Annotated in this window: 15 protein-coding genes; all 15 read left to right on the top strand. The window is 39.8% G+C overall.

What is annotated here, in order from left to right; all coding sequences use genetic code 11:
• The first annotated feature begins 124 nt into the window (after positions 1 to 124).
• The gene (locus tag C9J37_RS05805; protein WP_227665416.1) at positions 125 to 499 is read left to right on the top strand and encodes a 2-oxoglutarate ferredoxin oxidoreductase subunit beta; all 375 of its coding nucleotides are present in this window, start codon (positions 125 to 127) and stop codon (positions 497 to 499) included.
• A 254-nt stretch (positions 500 to 753) separates the two neighbouring features.
• Positions 754 to 1,842: an ABC transporter substrate-binding protein gene (locus C9J37_RS05800; RefSeq protein WP_024361947.1), complete on the top strand. Its 1,089-nt coding sequence runs from the start codon at positions 754 to 756 to the stop codon at positions 1,840 to 1,842.
• The gene (locus tag C9J37_RS05795; RefSeq protein ID WP_107894632.1) at positions 1,832 to 2,665 is read left to right on the top strand and encodes an alkaline phosphatase family protein; all 834 of its coding nucleotides are present in this window, start codon (positions 1,832 to 1,834) and stop codon (positions 2,663 to 2,665) included. Before C9J37_RS05800 ends, C9J37_RS05795 begins: the two co-directional genes overlap by 11 nt.
• Before the next feature lie 99 nt (positions 2,666 to 2,764).
• Complete coding sequence (locus tag C9J37_RS05790; RefSeq protein WP_407656230.1) at positions 2,765 to 3,595, top strand: ABC transporter permease; 831 nt, start codon at positions 2,765 to 2,767, stop codon at positions 3,593 to 3,595.
• On the top strand, positions 3,595 to 4,380 hold the full coding sequence (locus C9J37_RS05785; protein WP_024361944.1) for an ABC transporter permease: 786 nt from the start codon (positions 3,595 to 3,597) through the stop codon (positions 4,378 to 4,380). The genes C9J37_RS05790 and C9J37_RS05785 overlap by 1 nt, the downstream gene beginning before the upstream one ends.
• Positions 4,377 to 5,378 carry an ABC transporter ATP-binding protein gene (locus C9J37_RS05780; RefSeq protein WP_107894630.1) on the top strand — a complete coding sequence of 334 codons (1,002 nt, stop codon included), beginning with the start codon at positions 4,377 to 4,379 and terminating at the stop codon, positions 5,376 to 5,378. The genes C9J37_RS05785 and C9J37_RS05780 overlap by 4 nt, the downstream gene beginning before the upstream one ends.
• Complete coding sequence (locus C9J37_RS05775; RefSeq protein WP_107894629.1) at positions 5,375 to 6,157, top strand: DeoR/GlpR family DNA-binding transcription regulator; 783 nt, start codon at positions 5,375 to 5,377, stop codon at positions 6,155 to 6,157. The genes C9J37_RS05780 and C9J37_RS05775 overlap by 4 nt, the downstream gene beginning before the upstream one ends.
• Positions 6,157 to 7,170 carry a histidinol phosphate phosphatase domain-containing protein gene (locus tag C9J37_RS05770; RefSeq protein WP_107894628.1) on the top strand — a complete coding sequence of 338 codons (1,014 nt, stop codon included), beginning with the start codon at positions 6,157 to 6,159 and terminating at the stop codon, positions 7,168 to 7,170. Before C9J37_RS05775 ends, C9J37_RS05770 begins: the two co-directional genes overlap by 1 nt.
• Before the next feature lie 230 nt (positions 7,171 to 7,400).
• Positions 7,401 to 8,945, top strand: a complete 1,545-nt coding sequence (miaB, locus tag C9J37_RS05765) for a tRNA (N6-isopentenyl adenosine(37)-C2)-methylthiotransferase MiaB (RefSeq protein ID WP_107894627.1) — start codon at positions 7,401 to 7,403, stop codon at positions 8,943 to 8,945.
• Positions 8,946 to 9,383: a YlbF/YmcA family competence regulator gene (locus tag C9J37_RS05760; RefSeq protein ID WP_069510014.1), complete on the top strand. Its 438-nt coding sequence runs from the start codon at positions 8,946 to 8,948 to the stop codon at positions 9,381 to 9,383. It abuts the gene before it with no gap.
• 179 nt (positions 9,384 to 9,562) lie between these two features.
• Positions 9,563 to 10,183: an outer spore coat protein CotE gene (gene cotE, locus C9J37_RS05755; protein WP_201262133.1), complete on the top strand. Its 621-nt coding sequence runs from the start codon at positions 9,563 to 9,565 to the stop codon at positions 10,181 to 10,183.
• Positions 10,184 to 10,538: 355 nt separating this feature from the next.
• Positions 10,539 to 13,106: a DNA mismatch repair protein MutS gene (gene mutS / locus C9J37_RS05750; RefSeq protein WP_107894626.1), complete on the top strand. Its 2,568-nt coding sequence runs from the start codon at positions 10,539 to 10,541 to the stop codon at positions 13,104 to 13,106.
• Between the two features lie 14 nt (positions 13,107 to 13,120).
• Complete coding sequence (gene mutL / locus C9J37_RS05745; protein WP_107894625.1) at positions 13,121 to 15,007, top strand: DNA mismatch repair endonuclease MutL; 1,887 nt, start codon at positions 13,121 to 13,123, stop codon at positions 15,005 to 15,007.
• Positions 15,008 to 15,104: 97 nt separating this feature from the next.
• Positions 15,105 to 16,598, top strand: a complete 1,494-nt coding sequence (glpK, locus tag C9J37_RS05740) for a glycerol kinase GlpK (protein ID WP_107894624.1) — start codon at positions 15,105 to 15,107, stop codon at positions 16,596 to 16,598.
• A 17-nt stretch (positions 16,599 to 16,615) separates the two neighbouring features.
• A complete protein-coding gene (locus tag C9J37_RS05735; RefSeq protein WP_107894623.1) occupies positions 16,616 to 18,262 on the top strand; it encodes a glycerol-3-phosphate dehydrogenase/oxidase in 1,647 nt (548 codons plus the stop codon).

Raw genomic sequence — 18,262 nt, 5'->3', positions numbered from 1 at the left:
CTGTCTTTTTGTTTGAGTGTCAGGCACCCAAACAATTCTGAAATTATTGCACCAATGATTAATAGGGGGTGTGTGCGGGTAAAATTAAATGAAAAAATGATACAATAAAAGAAAAAAAGAGGCGATGTTCGTGAATAATATCATTGATTTTATTGCGAAAAAAAAGGAACGAGAAGAACGACAACGTGCGCAAGATTTAGAACGCTATGTTGCAACACATTGTAAATTTCATCAGCCAGAAAATATCGATGCACTCGTTGATGGGAAAATGATTGAAGTGAAAGATCATACATTGTTTTTAGGTTTTCTATCTATATTAAAGGATGAACAAATTGAGCCGCTACATATTTTTCAGGACGTTTTTACATTAGAACCTGTCCGTTTTGAAATGGCCTATAATATGAAATGGTGGTCAGTTGTTCAACTTGCTTTTACATTTTTAACGATTTTAAAGGAAAATGAACCGCATACATATGCAGATTTTCTAGGTCTTTCTTGATTCATCTAGGGTGTGTGCACGTCTGAAACTAAACAAACGTGCGCATACGTAACTGGATTCCTCCTTATCTTCTTGATAGAATAGCATCTTTTATACAATTCCCCTACGACTTAAAAAACTTCACATAAATTTATAAACGATCAATATTCTTTACTAAATATTTTTAATCCATCCATACTTGCTTAATGTTTGTTTTATAAGATTACTGTTGTAAGCAAATAAAAATAAACATAAACAAATGGAGGGTCCAACTCATGGCAATTCAAAAGCTATGGAAGAAAAGTTTAGTTGGTGTATTAGCAATATCTATGTTAGCAGCATGTTCTGACAGTTCGTCTAATGCAAATGACATCAAAAGTGATTTAACGCTTGATGAAATTACAGAAAAGGCAAAACAAGAAGGTACTGTCAATTCAGTCGGTATGCCAGATACATGGGCAAACTGGGTAGAGACATGGCAAGAGCTTGAAACAGAGTACACTCTCAAACATCAGGACACAGATATGTCGAGTGCAGAGGAACTAGCGAAGTTTGAAGCAGAAAAAGACGATGCGACAGCCGATATTGGCGACGTAGGAATTGCCTTTGGTCCAATCGCTAAAGATAAAGGTCTTACATTGCCATACAAAACTTCTTATTGGGATGATATTCCTGACTGGGCAAAAGATGAAGAGGGCCATTGGATTGTTGGTTATACAGGGACAATTGCATTTCTAACAGATAAAAACAATGTGAAAAATCCACCAACGTCTTGGGAAGACCTTAAAAATGGCGACTATCATGTCAGCATTGGAGATGCATTAACTGCAAACCAAGCACAATTTGCGATATTAGCTGCAGCAATGGCTTTCGGTGGAGATGAATCCAATATTCAGCCGGGTATCGACTTTTTTGCGGAATTAGCAAAACAAGGACGCCTACAAGGTGATCCAACAGTCGCTAATTTAGAAAAAGGAGAGATTGATGTTGCAATTTTATGGGATTTCAATGCACTAGGTTATCGTCATCAAATCGATGAGCAACGTTTTGATGTAGTCATCCCATCGGAAGGCTCTGTCACATCAGGCTACGCAACTGTTATTAATAAATATGCGAAAAATCCACATGCTGCAATGTTAACACGAGAGTATATTTTATCGGATGCAGGACAGGAGAACTTAGCAAAGGGTTATGCTCGACCAATTCGTGAAAATGTGCAATTACCTCAAGAAGTAAAGGATTTATTATTACCAGCAGATATGTATAAAAATGCGCAGCCTGTTAGCGACCAAAAGCAGTGGGAGGAAACAACAAAGCAAATTCCACAAATGTATCAAGAGCAGGTATTAATCCATGCCAAATAATAACAAAGTTGTCCTCATTGTTGTTGATGCACTTCGTTTTGATACTGCCTGTACACATATGGGCTTTATGCAACATTTAGTAGAACGCAAGATGGCCTCGCGTTTTGAAGTACGTTCGGAAGTACCATCACTATCGAGACCATTATATGAAACGATTTTAACGGGCACTCCACCAATTGTTCATGGCGTCACGAGTAATATGACGGTGCGCTTATCAACACAAAATAGTTTATTCCATTTAGCACAGTCAAATGGTTTATCGACTGCAGCGGCTGCCTATTATTGGGTAAGTGAACTTTATAATCGTGCACCCTTTCAGCATATGGAGGATCGTTTACAATTCGATAAACAGCTACCGATTGAAAATGGCTTGTTTTACTTTGAGGATCATTATCCTGATAGCCATTTGTTTGCAGATGCCGCATGGCTAATGGACCAAAAACAACCAGATTTCTTATATATTCATCCGATGAATGTAGATGACGACGGGCATAAATTTACAGCAAATTCAGCGCAATATCGTAATCGTGTATTAGCTGTGGATGCACTATTGTCGTTGTTTATACCCAAATGCATGGCGCAGGGATATGATGTCATTGTGACAGCAGATCATGGGATGACAAGTGATGGTAATCATGGTGGGACAACGATAGAGGATCGACATGTACCGATGTTTGTCATCTCTCAAACAGTGAAGGCGGGTATAAAAGATGGTGTAGTATCACAGCTACAAGTGGCACCTCTTTGCTGTCACCTGCTAAATATAGCGCCTTCAGAGGAAATGGTGCCATTACTATTAGAGGGAGTTCAGACAGTAAAATAAAACATTGAATAATATCAGGGAATTTTGAACAATTTTCATTATAAATTTGATAGCCGAAGAGCAACAAAATCTTTAAGTTAGAAAGTAGTGATTGTTTTGATTTCTAAGCGGCAATCGTTTGCCTGGCTTACACCTTTCTTATTACTTGTTCTGTTATTTTTCCTTGTGCCTTTACTGTATATGCTGATAACGAGCTTTAGTAATAGCGAAGGATTTACGTTAGCACAATACAAATCTGTCTTAACGAATACGTATATTTTACAAGGTTTTAAAAATAGTTTGACATTATCCGTTATTTCGGCTGTGATTGCGCTCGTCGTTACATTGTTTGCGGTGTATGCCATTACGCACTTTTCACAGCCGGTACGGGAGAAAATTTTAATACTTACCAATTTAACATCAAATTTTTCAGGTATTCCTTTAGCTTTTGCGTTTATTGTATTGCTTGGGAATAGTGGATTATTTACTTTGCTATTTGATAAGTGGGAAATTGGCGCTTTATCGTCGTTTTCCCTTTATAGCTGGAGTGGTCTATTACTCATTTATATTTATTTTCAACTGCCATTAGCATTGATGCTATTGTATCCAATTTATGATGGTATTCAGCAGCAATGGAAGGAAGCAGCCGCTCTTTTAGGAGCTTCTACTTTACAGTTTTGGCTGAAGGTAGGGATACCTGTTATGTTACCAGGGATTATTGGAACCTTTAGTGTGTTGTTTGCCAATGCAATGGGTGCCTATGCATCTGCTTACGCTTTGACAAATAGTAATTACAATTTAGTGGCCATTCGTATTGGAGCACTCATTAAAGGGGATATATTTGCACAACCCGAGTTGGCAAGTGCGATTGCTGTATTGCTAGCGGTAACAATGGTAACTGCCATGCTGATAAGTGAATGGAGCATTAAAAAGACGAGGGGGAAATTATAGTGAAAAAAAGAAGTTTAGCTAATATCATTTTCCTCTTTTTAATGTTGTATTTGCTATTACCGATTGTAGCGACAATGCTGTATGCTTTTTCGTCAAAGTGGCATAAAAGTATTTTTCCCGAGGGGCTAACATTCAAGTGGCTTGCTACACTGTTTCAAGATACGGCATTTATGCAAGCATTTGGCCGCTCTGTCCTCCTTGCGGGAGGGGCAGTTATCATCGCACTAATCGTTATTGTCCCTGCGATTTTTGTCATCGTTTTGTATTTCCCAAAGTATGAGAAATGGATTCAAGTTGCCGTTGTAATGGTCTACTCATTTCCAGGGATTATTTTAGCTGTTGGCTTGATTCGGGTGTATTCAACAATAGGTGTACCCATGATCTTGGTCGTATTGGGTGCCTATGTAATCGGTATTTTGCCCTATATTTATCAAGGCACGCGCAATAGCTTGCGTAATGTAGATGCAAGACAGCTATTGGATGCTGCGCAATTATTAGGCGCAACGAAAACACAGGCATTTACGAAAATACTGTTGCCTACCGTTTATCCAGGCTTGTTTGCAGGTGCATTATTATCGTTTTCCGTACTATTTGGAGAATTTGTACTTATTAACTTAGTCGTCGGCTCACGCTTTGAAACGGTACAAATTTATTTAATGAAAAAGCTAAGTACGAGCGGTCATATTGCTAGCGCAGTTGTCTTTATTTATATCGTTCTGATGGGCTTATTAACGTTCGCTATTGCGATATTAACGAAACGTTCGAAAGGTGCGACGAATTTATGAGCTATATTGTGATTGAAGGACTTCATAAAAAATATGACCAAACAACTGTCTTATCCAATATCAATATGACAATTGAAAAAGGTCAATTAATTACGCTTTTAGGGCCGAGTGGCTGTGGGAAAAGTACCATTTTGCGTATTATTGCGGGCTTAACAAATGCTACAGCAGGAGAAATTCAATTGGAAGGACAAAACATGAATGGTGTCCAACCGAAAGAGCGCCAAGTGGGCATGGTTTTTCAATCTTATGCGCTATTTCCCAATATGACTGTTAAAGAAAATATAGCATTTGGTTTGCGGATGCAAAAAGTTAATAATACAGAGCTAGAACAACGTGTACAAGAAATGCTCCATATCGTCCATTTGACAGAAAAAGCGAATGCTTATCCAAAGGAGTTATCCGGCGGGCAACAGCAACGTGTAGCGCTTGCACGTGCGCTTATTGTGCGACCGAAAGTATTGCTTTTAGATGAACCTCTTAGTGCACTTGATGCCCAAATACGAAAAAAATTGCAGACCGATTTACGGGCAATACAACGCAAGCTTGGCATGACGATGATTTTAGTAACACATGATCAAGATGAAGCTATGGCTGTGTCAGACAAAATATTTGTGATGAGTAATGGGCAAATTGCGCAATATGGTACACCGACAGAGATTTATACAAATCCACAAAGTGAATTTATCGCCAATTTCATTGGTCATTATAATGTTATTCCTAGACAAGTGTTAGAGACAATGATTGGAGAAAAATTACCTGGGGATAATAACAAGTTTGCCATACGACCAGAAGCTCTTCATTTAGAGATGATGGAAGGTGACCTTTGCCTTCGCGGTGTAGCGACACAGTCACTCATGAGTGGCAATATTATCCGTACAACGCTTGAAGGTGACTGTATGTTTACAATGGAGCAGTTACATCAACGTGGGCATAAGCTTGAATTGGGTAAAAACTACAACTGTTATGTAGCGAAGGAAGATGTGATTGCACTGTCATGACATATGCAAAAATTGAACGTTTTGAATTTATTTTAAAGCAGTTAGAGCTTGATGGCAAAATTATTGTAGCAAATATTGCTGAGACACTGCTCGTAGCACCTGAAACAGTTCGTCGAGATTTGGATGAGCTAGAACAACAGCATTTATTGACCCGAGTGCATGGCGGGGCAATCAAATATACCAACGTTCGAACGGAGCCAGCATTTTTGCGAAAACTGCAAATGCATAAAGAGGCGAAATGTGCTATTGCGCGTCAGGCTGCTCAGCGTATCTGTGATGGAGATACGATTGCCGTTGATACAGGGACGACGACAGTCCATATAGCGGATTACTTAATGGCAGTTGATGATATTACGGTTGTCACTAATTCTATTGCCGCCGCCGCACAGTTTAATCTCGCCATTGAAGAAAGACGGATGACAGGGAAAGTTATTTTACTAGGCGGTACAACAAATCCAAGGCAAGCTTCAGTTGCGGGTGCGATGACGTTGGAGTGGTTAAGTCATATGAACTTTGATAAGGCATTTTTATCATGCGGGGGCATTCAGGATGGCATTGTCTATGATTATGATTTAGATGAATCCTTGATTTCCCAAAAAATGCTTCAACAAAGTAAGAATTGTATATTACTAGCGGATGCATCAAAGTTTAATGGCAAATCATTTTATCAAATTTGTGATTTGGCACAATGTACGGAAATCATGTGTGATATGGCTTGTCCTGAGGAATGGCAAGCGTACGAAGAACAATGGACAGTATGTAGTGGAGGGAAGAGTTGATGACAATTGATTATCATGTACATTTAGAGGAGGGCCCTTATTCTTTTCGTTGGTTGGAGCGAACATCACAAGCTATAGCCAATTTTCATGACTTAAAAAATGTTGACAATGGCTCGAAAGCTTTAATGGAGTGGCAAGTGGCAACGCTTGCTAAAAGATTGCATAATGGCTGTTATAGTGAAGAATGGCTCGATTTATATTTACAACGGGCAAAGCAACTTGGTTTACGAGAGGTTGGCATTGTGGATCATTTGTATCGGTTTAAGGAAACGCGCCCCTATTTTGAACGTTATATGCAATTGGATGAATCAACAGAAATCGGTCAACTCCAACGATACTGGCTAAATAGTGTGATGACAGAAAGTATGGACGATTTCGTAATGGCAATTGACAAGGCAAAGGACAAATGGCGTCAGCACGGTGTTGAGTTAAGACTAGGGATTGAAGCGGATTATTTTGTAGGCGGTGAAGAAGAATTGACTGCGCTCCTACAAGGGCATCCGTGGGATTATGTTATTGGCTCGGTTCATTTTATAGATGGCTGGGGTTTTGATAATCCACAAACGGAGCGTCTATTTAAAAAGATGGACCAGCCAACTTTACAGATGAAGTATACACAGTTTTATACGACGGTTGTGCAAATGATTCAGTCTAATATGTTTGATTTTGTAGCTCACTTGGATAATTTTAAAGTCTTTAATTATCATGTGAAGGATGAGGCGTTTAATCTTTTATGGTATGAACAGATTGCACAGGCGCTTGTCACAACACAAACCGCTACAGAAATAAACGCAGGGTTATATTATCGCTATCCCGTTAAAGAAATGTGCCCCGGTCCACTGTTTTTGCAAGTTCTCGTGAAACGAGGTGTCGAGTTTACCGTTTCTTCAGACGCCCACTTCCCAGATGATTTAGGAAACTATACATTTGCCAATACAGATTGGCTAAAAAGTTTGGGTGTCCAGAAGCTTTTAGGCTTCCAACAACGCACCAAGAAATATATCGAGCTTTAACGAAGATCACCGTTGATACCTGTCATCGGTGATTTTTTCTGTTTCAAGCAGTAGCATCTAGATTTTATAAAAGGATAAATGTCGAAATTTTCTGGCTAATAAAGTGTATTTAAGTCAAAACCACGACATTTAGTACGCAAACCTTGTAGGAAGTAGTAATCATTCAGTATAATAGTAAAATGGGAATTCGAATGCACGGATTTCGTTTGAAAGGAGTTACCTGACCTGCAATGAATGAGGAACAACGCTTAACAAGTCAACAAGTCAATCAACCAAAAAAAGAAGACAAGCCTGAAAAGGATTACAGTAAATATTTTGAGAAGGTCTTTACGGCACCTTCATTAAAAGATGCAAAAAAACGTGGCAAAGAAGAAGTGAAATATCATAAAGACTTCCAAATTGCTGAACAATTCGCTGGCATGGGTGAAGGGCGGACATTTTATATCCGTACGTACGGCTGTCAGATGAATGAGCATGATACAGAAGTAATGGCTGGTATTTTTATGCAACTTGGCTATACTTCAACAGACATGATCGAAGAGGCAGATGTGGTGTTACTGAATACATGTGCGATTCGTGAAAATGCAGAAAATAAAGTATTTGGAGAGCTTGGTTTCCTGTTAAAATATAAACGTAAAAATCCAGAAATGTTGATTGGCGTCTGTGGCTGTATGTCACAGGAAGAATCCGTAGTCAATAAAATTTTAAAAACGTATCCACACGTCGATATGGTATTTGGTACGCACAATATTCATCGTCTGCCAAATATTTTAAAAGAAGCGTACATGTCGAAAGAAATGGTTGTGGAGGTTTGGTCTAAAGAGGGCGACGTTATTGAAAACTTGCCGAAAAAACGTCTAGGTTCTATAAAAGCTTGGGTCAATATTATGTATGGCTGTGACAAGTTTTGTACGTACTGCATTGTACCTTATACACGTGGTAAAGAACGTAGTCGCCGTCCAGAGGAAATCATAGCAGAAGTGCGTGAGCTAGCTGCTGCAGGCTATAAAGAAATCATGCTATTAGGGCAAAATGTCAACGCTTACGGCAAAGATTTTGAGGACATGGATTATCGACTTGGTGATTTAATGAATGAATTGCGAAAAATAGATATTCCACGTATTCGCTTTACAACAAGTCACCCGCGTGATTTTGATGATCATTTAATCGAGGTATTGGCGAAAGGTGGCAATTTAGTTGAACACATTCACTTACCGGTACAATCAGGCTCAAATGACGTATTAAAAATTATGGCGCGCAAATATAGTCGTGAGCACTTCCTTCGCTTAGTAGATAAGATTAAAGCCGCTATCCCAGGTGTTACATTAACAACGGATATTATTGTTGGTTACCCAAACGAAACGGAAGAGCAATTCGAAGAGACGTTATCTTTATATCGTGAAGTAGGCTTTGATATGGCCTTTACGTATATTTACTCTCCTCGTGAAGGAACGCCAGCCGCGAAAATGGTTGATAATGTACCTGAAGAGGTGAAAAAGGAACGTCTACATCGTTTAAATGCTGTCGTACAAGAATATTCTAGAAAAGCGCTAGAAGGCTTGAGGGGCGAAGTGGTTGAAGTGTTAGTAGAAGGAACAAGTAAACGTCGTGATGATGTGCTTGCTGGCTATACGCGTAAAAATCGTCTCGTAAATTTTAAAGCACCTTCAGAGTTGATTGGTCAGTTAGTGAAAGTAAAAATAATAGAGGCTACTTCTTATTCATTAACTGGTGAATTTGTGGAAGTAGTAAAAAATGAAAAGGTGGAAGCGTAAATGACTCAAGTATTGTATACAAAAGAAGATTTAATTAAGAAATCCCATGAAATTGCGCATATGATTGCCAATACACCAGAAGTTGAGTTTTTCAAAAAAGCGGAAGCACAAATTAATGAAAATCAACTTGTTCGTGAACGTATTGCAAGTTTAAAAAGCTTACAAAAGCAAGCAGTAAACTTTCAACACCTAGGTAAAGAAAAAGCGTTAAAAATGATTGAAGACAAAATTGCAAAAATTGAAGAAGAAATTAATGATATTCCTGTTGTGCAGCAATTTAAAGAATCACAAGGCGATGTCAACGACTTATTACAATTAGTATCAAATACAATTGCTAACAATGTGACAAACGAAATTGTACGTTCAACAGGTGGCGATGTGTTACGTGGTGAAACGGGTTCGTATGTACAAAATACACAGCCAGGTAGTTGCTCATAAATAATAGAAGAAACAGCTCGAATGACAGCATTCGGGCTATTTTTATGCCGAAATTTAGAATGGCATCTGCATTGAATTAGAGCCTATCTTAACGCTGTTGAATGCAAAAATGTAGAAAGTAAGTCAATTAGATTCTATGAAATCTGTTCACCCAATGGGCGCTACCTGCATATGATGGAGTGAAAAGAGTCGAAGGAGGAATTGCGCTGAAACGTTTACGACAAATCGTGACGAAAGCAGTAGTTGCCAAAGGGAAGAAGAGAACAGAAGAACGTGTAACGTTATGTCCAACAAATAAACCGACGAGCATTCTCGGTTGCTGGGTAATCAACCATACTTGTTCAGCAAAAAAAGTCGGTAAATTTGTAGAAGTGTCAGGAAAGTTTGATGTCAATGTATGGTATGCTTATAGTAATCATTCGAAAACAGCAGTGTTTTCAGAAACGGTTCACTATAAAGATAAGGTAAAGCTGCATTTTAGAGATGGCGAAGTAACAGTTGGCGATGATGTACGTGTGCGTGTGATACAAGAACCAAATTGCATGGAAGCGATAATTTCTCCATGTGGCACGAAATTTGAAATTGTAGTAGAGCGTGAGACAATTGTCGAAGTAATGGGTGAAATGACAATTTGCATTAGTGTACATCCGCTAGATTTCGAAGAGGAATGGAACTTTAATGATGAAAGCTCATCCTCGTCTTCATCCTCGTCCTCGTCTAGTTCTAGTTCGTCTAGCTCAAGCAGCGATGGTAGGTTTGTTTTAGAGTCCTCATCGTTTCCTGATGAACGACCAAGATAAATCACAAGATGATATTTTTTTGATACATGCGAAATGCTAGCATCTTTACAAAGGTGAAATAAGCGTTTCGCATGTATCTTTTGTTATAATAAAACTAACAATCAGAGGATGACGTCTACTTGTCTTTGAAGAAAATCGTTGAGGGTGAAACTTTGAATCGTACAGGATCGTTGCTAAACAAACACTTAGCCCCAAGTATAAGCGCTGGAGAAGACGTACTGCTGCGTCAAGGTTCGCTATCACAAAGAAGGAAGTAACGAAAAGGGTGTGCACATAGAGGCAACACATAAAATGATTTAGACGTAAATATGCCAAAGCATATTTGATTTTAGTGCAAGAGCGAGGGAATTTATATATGACAACCTATACACCAATGATGCAACAATATTTGCAAGTCAAAGAAGATTATCAGGATGCTTTTTTATTTTTTAGATTAGGTGACTTTTACGAAATGTTTTTTGAAGATGCCATTAATGCATCACAACTATTAGAAATTACATTAACGAGTCGAGATGCAGGTGCCAAGGAGCGTATTCCGATGTGTGGCGTGCCACATCACTCGGCTAAAAATTATATAGAAACACTTGTGCAAAAAGGTTATAAAGTTGCAATTTGTGAGCAAACAGAGGATCCAAAGCAAGCAAAGGGCGTAGTCAAACGTGAAGTAGTCCAACTGATTACTCCCGGTACCATTATGGAAGGGAAGGCGCTAGATGGTAAAAGCAATCATTATATTGGCGCAGCAGAACAGCTGGATGCTACTACATTTGGCTATGCCTACTTGGATTTATCTACAGGTGAAGCGATTGCCTCATCCATTGAGGGTGATGGGAAAGCCCTTCTTATGCAAATGCAGGCATATGGTATTCGAGAATTAATCGTGACGGAGAGCTTACAGCTTTTGTTAGCAGAACATGCAATCAATGTCGGCATTGTACTATCCGTTGAAGAAGACGAAATGGCGATGGACAAAGCAGCCAGCTATTTAGAAGCAGTGCCAGCAACTATACAAGTGGCTTGCCTGCGATTACTTCATTATATAGATAAGACACAAATGCGGTCACTTTCGCATATTCAAGCCTTTACCTTTAATGAAATGAAAAACTATTTACGTATTGACTCTAGTTCGAAACGAAATTTAGAGCTTATACAATCCATTCGTGGCGGCGACCAAAAGGGTACGTTGTTATGGCTATTAGATGACACCGTTACTGCCATGGGGGGGCGCAAGCTGAAACAATGGCTACATCAACCATTAGCCTCACGTTCAGCTATTGAGGCAAGACTTGCAATGGTCAGTGATTTATTAGAAGAATATTTTGTAAGATCAGAATTACAATCTTCCTTAAAACAAGTCTATGATTTAGAACGTTTAGCCGGTCGTGTAGCTTTCGGTAATGTAGGCGGTCGTGACTTAGCACAGCTTCGTGATTCATTACGTCAAGTTCCAATTATTCAACAACAGCTAATTGGAGCACCAAAAGAAACATTGCAAAAGCTAGGGGCAACACTCGATACATGTGCGGACGTTGAAGCTTTATTAGCGCGTGCTATAACAGATAATCCACCAATTACCATTAAAGAAGGCGATGTGATCCGGGATGGTTATAACGAACGATTAGATGAACTTCGCTATGCATCTCGCAATGGGAAGGACTGGATTGCCCAGTTAGAACAGGCAGAACGTACAAAAACAGGCATTAAAAACTTGAAAATTGGCTATAACCGCGTTTTTGGCTACTATATAGAAATTACAAAGTCCAATATTCATTTGGCGGATTTAACACGCTATGAACGGAAGCAAACACTTGCAAATGCAGAGCGTTACATTACGCAGGAACTAAAAGAAAAAGAGGCACTTATTTTGAATGCAGAGGAAGAAAGCTTAGCTTTAGAGTACAACCTCTTTGTTGAAATTCGTGAACAATTAAAATCATATATCCCACGGGTACAAGCACTAGCTGCGAGTATAAGTGAATTAGATGTATTGCTTAGCTTTGCGAGCGTCTCAGAGAAATATCGTTTTACAAAGCCAGAATTTCACGCGGGTCGTGCGCTAGAAATTATTGAAGGTCGTCACCCTGTAGTTGAGAAAATGCTCAATAAGCAAATGTATGTACCGAATGATTGTGTACTCGAAGAAAATCACAACATGATGCTCATTACTGGGCCGAATATGTCCGGTAAAAGTACATATATGCGCCAAGTTGCCCTGATTGTTGTAATGGCACAAATGGGATGCTATGTACCAGCGGAAAAGGCGCGATTACCAATTACAGATCAAATTTTCACACGGATTGGAGCTGCAGATGATTTAGCTGCTGGACAATCAACATTTATGGTAGAAATGCTAGAATCACAGCATGCCATTATGCATGCCACTGAAAATAGCTTAATGCTGTTTGATGAAATTGGTCGAGGTACTTCTACGTATGATGGAATGAGTCTTGCGCAATCCATGATGGAATATATTCATGACAAAATAGGTGCCAATACCCTTTTCTCTACGCATTATCATGAATTGACAGCTTTAGAAAAGGAGTTACCTCGATTACAAAATGTGCATGTTTCTGCCACTGAAAAGAATGGCACGGTTGTCTTTTTACACAAGGTGAAAAAGGGAGCGGCCGATAAGTCTTATGGCATTCATGTGGCGCAATTGGCACAATTACCAGAGGAAATTTTATCGAGAGCTCGTATATTGCTCGAAAACTTTGAAGCAGGAAAAGCGCTGCCGGTATCACAAGAGGTCGTTGAACAGCCCGTGCAAATGTCATTATTTACGGAACAAGAGCCGTTGCCTTCAGCTGAGGCTGAAGTATTGAGAAACTTGGAGAAGGTGAATATCCTTGGTATTTCACCAATGCAGGCTATGAATATCTTATATGAATTACAACAGCAATTAGTCAACGCTAAAAAATAAAGGAGTGATGCGCCATGGGGAAAATTCAAATTATGGACGCGTGGCTTTCCAATAGAATTGCTGCGGGAGAAGTAGTAGAACGACCGGCATCTGTTGTCAAGGAACTAGTCGAAAATGCGATTGATGCTGGCAGTACGTCCATTGATGTTTTTTTACTGGAAGCGGGACTCACTTCAATTCAAGTGATTGATAATGGTAGTGGGATGGATGAGGAAGATGCACTAATCTCTTTTTCACGCCATGCAACAAGTAAAATTCATCAGGAGCATGATTTATTTCGTATCCGTACGTTAGGATTTCGTGGGGAGGCATTAGCATCGATTGCATCGGTATCCAAAATGACAATGCTTACTTCAACTGGCGAATCAGGCACGTATGTAGAGTTAGAAGGGGGACATGTCACAACGCAAAAGCCCGGTCCTTTACGAAAAGGAACGGATATTACAGTGGCACAGCTATTTTTCAATACTCCTGCTCGTTTAAAATATATGAAAACGATACAAACCGAGCTTGGGCATACGATAGATCTAATGAATCGGCTAGCACTCGGTAATCCACAAATTGCCTTTCGATTGCTACATAACGGTCAGCAATTATTGCAGACGAATGGACGAGGTGATGTACAGCAAGTCCTAGCCGCAATTTATGGCGTGCACAACGCCAAAAAAATGGTACCGTTTCACGGCGAGTCGCATGACTATAAGGTGACGGGTTATGTGTCTTTACCAGAGGTGACACGTGCTTCTAAAAATTATATGTCGCTGTTTGTGAATGGGCGTTGGGTGAAACATTATTTAGTGCAAAAGGCCATTATCGATGCCTATCATACGTATTTACCGATTGAACGTTTTCCAATCGTAGTGCTCTTTATTGAAGGGGATCCTTATTTAACAGACGTCAATGTCCATCCAGCCAAACACCAGATTCGTTTAAGTAAAGAACCAGAGCTACTTAAATTGATTGAAGAAACGATACGTGGCAAAATTCGCGATGTTATGCGTGTACCACTTATGGAGAAGAAGGAAAAGATTGCAAAACCTGCAACGGAACAGCTGAACATGTGGAAACCTGTACCACAACTTGATGTAGAAAAAATGAATGCTATCGTTGAAAAGCTTTATGGCGCGCAAACTGTTCAGGAATCTAGCATATTACCGATGGAAGAACCTGCACCTACAGTGATAGAAGAGCACTGGCAACCAATTCAACCAATCGAAACCAATCAGATAGAAGAAGCGTCACCAAACGAGCATATGGACTTTTTAAATGAGGAGCCTCAAATAGTAGAATCTCCAATGAAAGAGCCTAAAAAAGAACCATTTCCTGCGCTTGAAGTAGTAGGACAAATACATGGCACTTATATTGTTGCGCAAATGGAGGACGGTTTTTATTTAATCGACCAGCATGCAGCGCAAGAACGTATTAAATATGAGTTTTACCGTGAAAAAGTAGGACAAGTAAATCCTAATGAACGGCAAGCGTTATTACTACCATTGACCTTCCACTATGCAGCAGACGAGGCACTGATCCTGCGTGAAAATAGACAGCAGCTAGAGGCCGTTGGTGTGTTTTTAGAGGATTTTGGACAGTCATCATTTGTTATTCGTGAGCATCCTAGCTGGTTTCCGAATGGCGAGGAACAGGACATCATTGAGGAGTTAATCGAGCAAGTATTGACCACAAAAACAGCAGATGTCAAAAAAATGCGTGAGGCGGCAGCCATTATGATGAGCTGTAAAAAGTCTATCAAGGCCAATCATTATTTGACGAAAGAGCAAATGGTTGCGTTATTAGATGATTTACGTAGAGCGGATAATCCGTTTACTTGTCCACATGGTCGGCCGGTGTTAATACATTTTACAACATATGAAGTGGAAAAAATGTTTAAACGGGTAATGTAATAACAACGAAGCATATGCGTTCGTATTGTAACCAATATCCTTAAAAAAAGCCTACAGCGATTTCGAGCGTGGTGTGAAAACCTAAGGAGGGGAATAAATGGGAGAATTTATTTTAGCAATCGATCAAGGAACAACAAGTTCAAGAGCGATATTATTTGATCATAAAGGTGAAATTGTCCATGTGGCACAAAAGGAATTTCAACAGTATTTTCCAAAGGCTGGCTGGGTTGAGCATAACGCCAATGAGATATGGGGTTCAGTACTCGCTGTTATCGCAGCTGTGTTAACAGAAAGTGGACATGAAGCAAGCGAAGTACACGCAATTGGCATTACAAATCAGCGAGAAACGACAGTTGTTTGGGATAAACAGACGGGGCAGCCTGTCTACAATGCAATCGTTTGGCAATCAAGGCAAACACAAGACATCGTGACAGCATTGAAGGAACAGGGCCATGAAAGTATGTTTCAGCAAAAAACAGGATTACGACTGGACCCTTATTTCTCCGCAACAAAAATTAAATGGATTTTAGACAATGTTGATGGTGCACGTGCCAAGGCAGAACAAGGTGATTTACTGTTCGGTACGATTGATTCGTGGATTGTTTGGCGATTATCAAAAGGAAGGGCACATATTACGGATTATTCGAATGCGGCAAGGACATTACTTTATAATATCCATGAACTAACATGGGACGCAGAACTTTGCGATCTTTTAAATATTCCGATGTCGATGTTGCCAGAAGTGAAAAACTCGTCAGAAATTTATACGAAAACGGCACCAAGTATATTTTTTGGTGAAGAAATTCCAATTGCAGGAATTGCCGGTGACCAGCAAGCCGCTCTTTTCGGTCAAACATGCTTTGCAAAAGGCATGGCTAAAAATACGTACGGTACCGGTTGTTTTATGTTATTAAATACGGGTGACCAAGCGGTACATTCTGAAAATGGTTTGTTGACAACGATTGCTTGGGGCATTGATGGGAAGGTGACCTATGCGTTAGAAGGCAGTGTCTTTGTGGCAGGATCAGCTATTCAGTGGTTACGTGATGGGCTTCGCATGATTCGTACCGCAAAGGACTCTGAAAAATATGCCACAAAGGTAGCTGATACCGATGGTGTTTACGTAGTTCCTGCATTTGTAGGGTTAGGCACGCCATACTGGGATACCGATGCACGCGGGGCTATTTTTGGTTTAACGCGTGGTACTTCGAAAGAACATTTTATCCGCGCAACACTTGAATCACTAGCTTACCAGACGAAAGATGTTCTTGATGCAATGGAAGAAGCGGCGGGCACACCAATTGAAGTGTTGCGAGTAGATGGTGGCGCTGTCAGTAATGGTCTATTAATGCAGTTCCAAAGTGATATTTTGCAGTTAAAGGTAGAGCTAGCAAAGCTTAATGAATCGACCGCGCTCGGGGCAGCCTATTTAGCTGGGCTAGCAACGAACTTTTGGCCAAATAAAGAGGCTTTAACAGCATTGTGGGTTAACGGGCAAACCTATCAACCGAAAATGACTGTAGAGCAAAGTAAGATTTTCTATGCAGGCTGGCAGAGAGCTGTGGAGGCTACACGTTTATTCAAATCATAGCTAATGGGGGAGAAAGTATGTTTTCATTTGAGCATCGTCCTAAAATTATGGATTATTTAGAGCAGTATAGCTTTGACGTATTAGTCATTGGAGGTGGCATTACGGGTGCGGGGATTGCACTTGATGCGGCGTCGAGAGGCTTATCAGTTGCACTAATTGACAAGCAAGACTTTGCGGCGGGTACTTCTAGCCGTTCAACAAAGCTTATTCACGGAGGTCTTCGTTATTTAAAACAATTTGATATAGGGGTAGTGGCAGAAGTTGGGCGTGAACGTGAAATTGTTTATGACAATGCTGTTCATGTAACGACACCTGAAAAGATGCTGTTACCTTTATATAAGCATGGTACACTTGGACCATTTACGACTTCGGTGGCGTTAAAGGTTTATGACAGACTAGCAGGTGTCAAAAAACAAGAACGTCGCACGATGCTAAGTGCACAAGAAACAGCCACACTAGAACCGCTTTTAAAGCGCGATGAGCTAGTTGGAGGTGGCTATTATGTGGAGTATCGGACTGACGATGCACGTTTAACAATTGAAGTGCTAAAAAAAGCAGTTGAATATGGCGCGCTTTGTGTAAACTATACAGAAATGACAGAGTTTTTATATAGTAAGAAAAAGCTGATTGGGGCAAAAGTAAAAGACCATATCACTGGAAAAACAGTGGAAGTACATGCTGCGCAAATCGTCAATGCTACTGGCCCTTGGGTAGATGAAGTACGTCACAAAGATAAGCAAACAGATAAAAAACAATTACGTTTAACAAAAGGTGTCCATATCGTTCTTAGTGAAAAGGATTTTCCATTGCAACAAGCCGTTTATTTCGATATTCCAGATGGTCGTATGGCTTTTGCTATTCCGCGTGATGGCAAAACATATATAGGAACAACAGATACAGTTTATGAAGGCGATCCAATACATCCTACTGCCACACAACAAGATGTAGATTATTTAATTGAGGCTGCTAAAACAGTATTCCCTACAGCCGAAATTACAAGAGATACAATAGAATCTTCTTGGGCAGGTGTACGTCCGCTTATTTTTGAAAAAGGCAAAAATCCTTCTGAAATTTCGCGTAAAGATGAAATATGGACAGCATCAAGTGGTTTGATGACCATTGCAGGTGGCAAGCTAACAGGCTATCGTCAAATGGCTGAAACGATCGTTGATAAAATTGTGAAAACACATAAATTTAAGCATGCAAGTCCATGTATGACACGTGAGTTGTCGCTTTCTGGTGCAAAGGGCATTAATGCGATTAATTTCCCAGACTATACTGCCTATAAAGCAAGAGAAGGTGTTCAATATGGACTGAATTATGATGAGGCCAAGCATTTAGTGCAAAAATTCGGTACCAATGTTGACGCATTATTTAATCAGGTGAAATATTTACATGAGCATGGTAGTACGATGCCCCTCGCTTTACATGCGATGCTACTATACGGCATAGAAGCGGAAATGGTGTATACACCTTGTGATTTCTTTATTCGTCGTACGGGCTTACTATACTTTGATATTGATGCAGTGAAACGTTATAAACAACAAGTAGTGCAAGTGATGCAGCAGCGTTTACACTATTCAGAGTCACAAAGAAATATCTATATTGCTCAATTAGAACAAGCGATTCTAGATGCGACAAGTTTTCCTAATGTGGAGGTGTAA

The sequence above is a fragment of the Lysinibacillus mangiferihumi genome (assembly GCF_003049665.1).
Taxonomy (GTDB): domain Bacteria; phylum Bacillota; class Bacilli; order Bacillales_A; family Planococcaceae; genus Lysinibacillus; species Lysinibacillus mangiferihumi.
This window is presented reverse-complemented; position numbering and strand designations above follow the sequence as displayed.

Bases quoted from the DNA above. Each gene is read 5' to 3' on its own strand.
- C9J37_RS05800 (WP_024361947.1), top strand. From the start codon at position 754: ATGGCAATTCAAAAGCTATGGAAGAAAAGTTTAGTTGGTGTATTAGCA.
- miaB (WP_107894627.1), top strand. From the start codon at position 7,401: ATGAATGAGGAACAACGCTTAACAAGTCAACAAGTCAATCAACCAAAA.
- C9J37_RS05760 (WP_069510014.1), top strand. From the start codon at position 8,946: ATGACTCAAGTATTGTATACAAAAGAAGATTTAATTAAGAAATCCCAT.
- C9J37_RS05775 (WP_107894629.1), top strand. From the start codon at position 5,375: ATGACATATGCAAAAATTGAACGTTTTGAATTTATTTTAAAGCAGTTA.
- C9J37_RS05735 (WP_107894623.1), top strand. From the start codon at position 16,616: ATGTTTTCATTTGAGCATCGTCCTAAAATTATGGATTATTTAGAGCAG.
- glpK (WP_107894624.1), top strand. From the start codon at position 15,105: ATGGGAGAATTTATTTTAGCAATCGATCAAGGAACAACAAGTTCAAGA.
- C9J37_RS05770 (WP_107894628.1), top strand. From the start codon at position 6,157: ATGACAATTGATTATCATGTACATTTAGAGGAGGGCCCTTATTCTTTT.
- mutS (WP_107894626.1), top strand. From the start codon at position 10,539: ATGACAACCTATACACCAATGATGCAACAATATTTGCAAGTCAAAGAA.
- mutL (WP_107894625.1), top strand. From the start codon at position 13,121: ATGGGGAAAATTCAAATTATGGACGCGTGGCTTTCCAATAGAATTGCT.
- C9J37_RS05780 (WP_107894630.1), top strand. From the start codon at position 4,377: ATGAGCTATATTGTGATTGAAGGACTTCATAAAAAATATGACCAAACA.
- C9J37_RS05805 (WP_227665416.1), top strand. From the start codon at position 125: ATGTTCGTGAATAATATCATTGATTTTATTGCGAAAAAAAAGGAACGA.
- C9J37_RS05795 (WP_107894632.1), top strand. From the start codon at position 1,832: ATGCCAAATAATAACAAAGTTGTCCTCATTGTTGTTGATGCACTTCGT.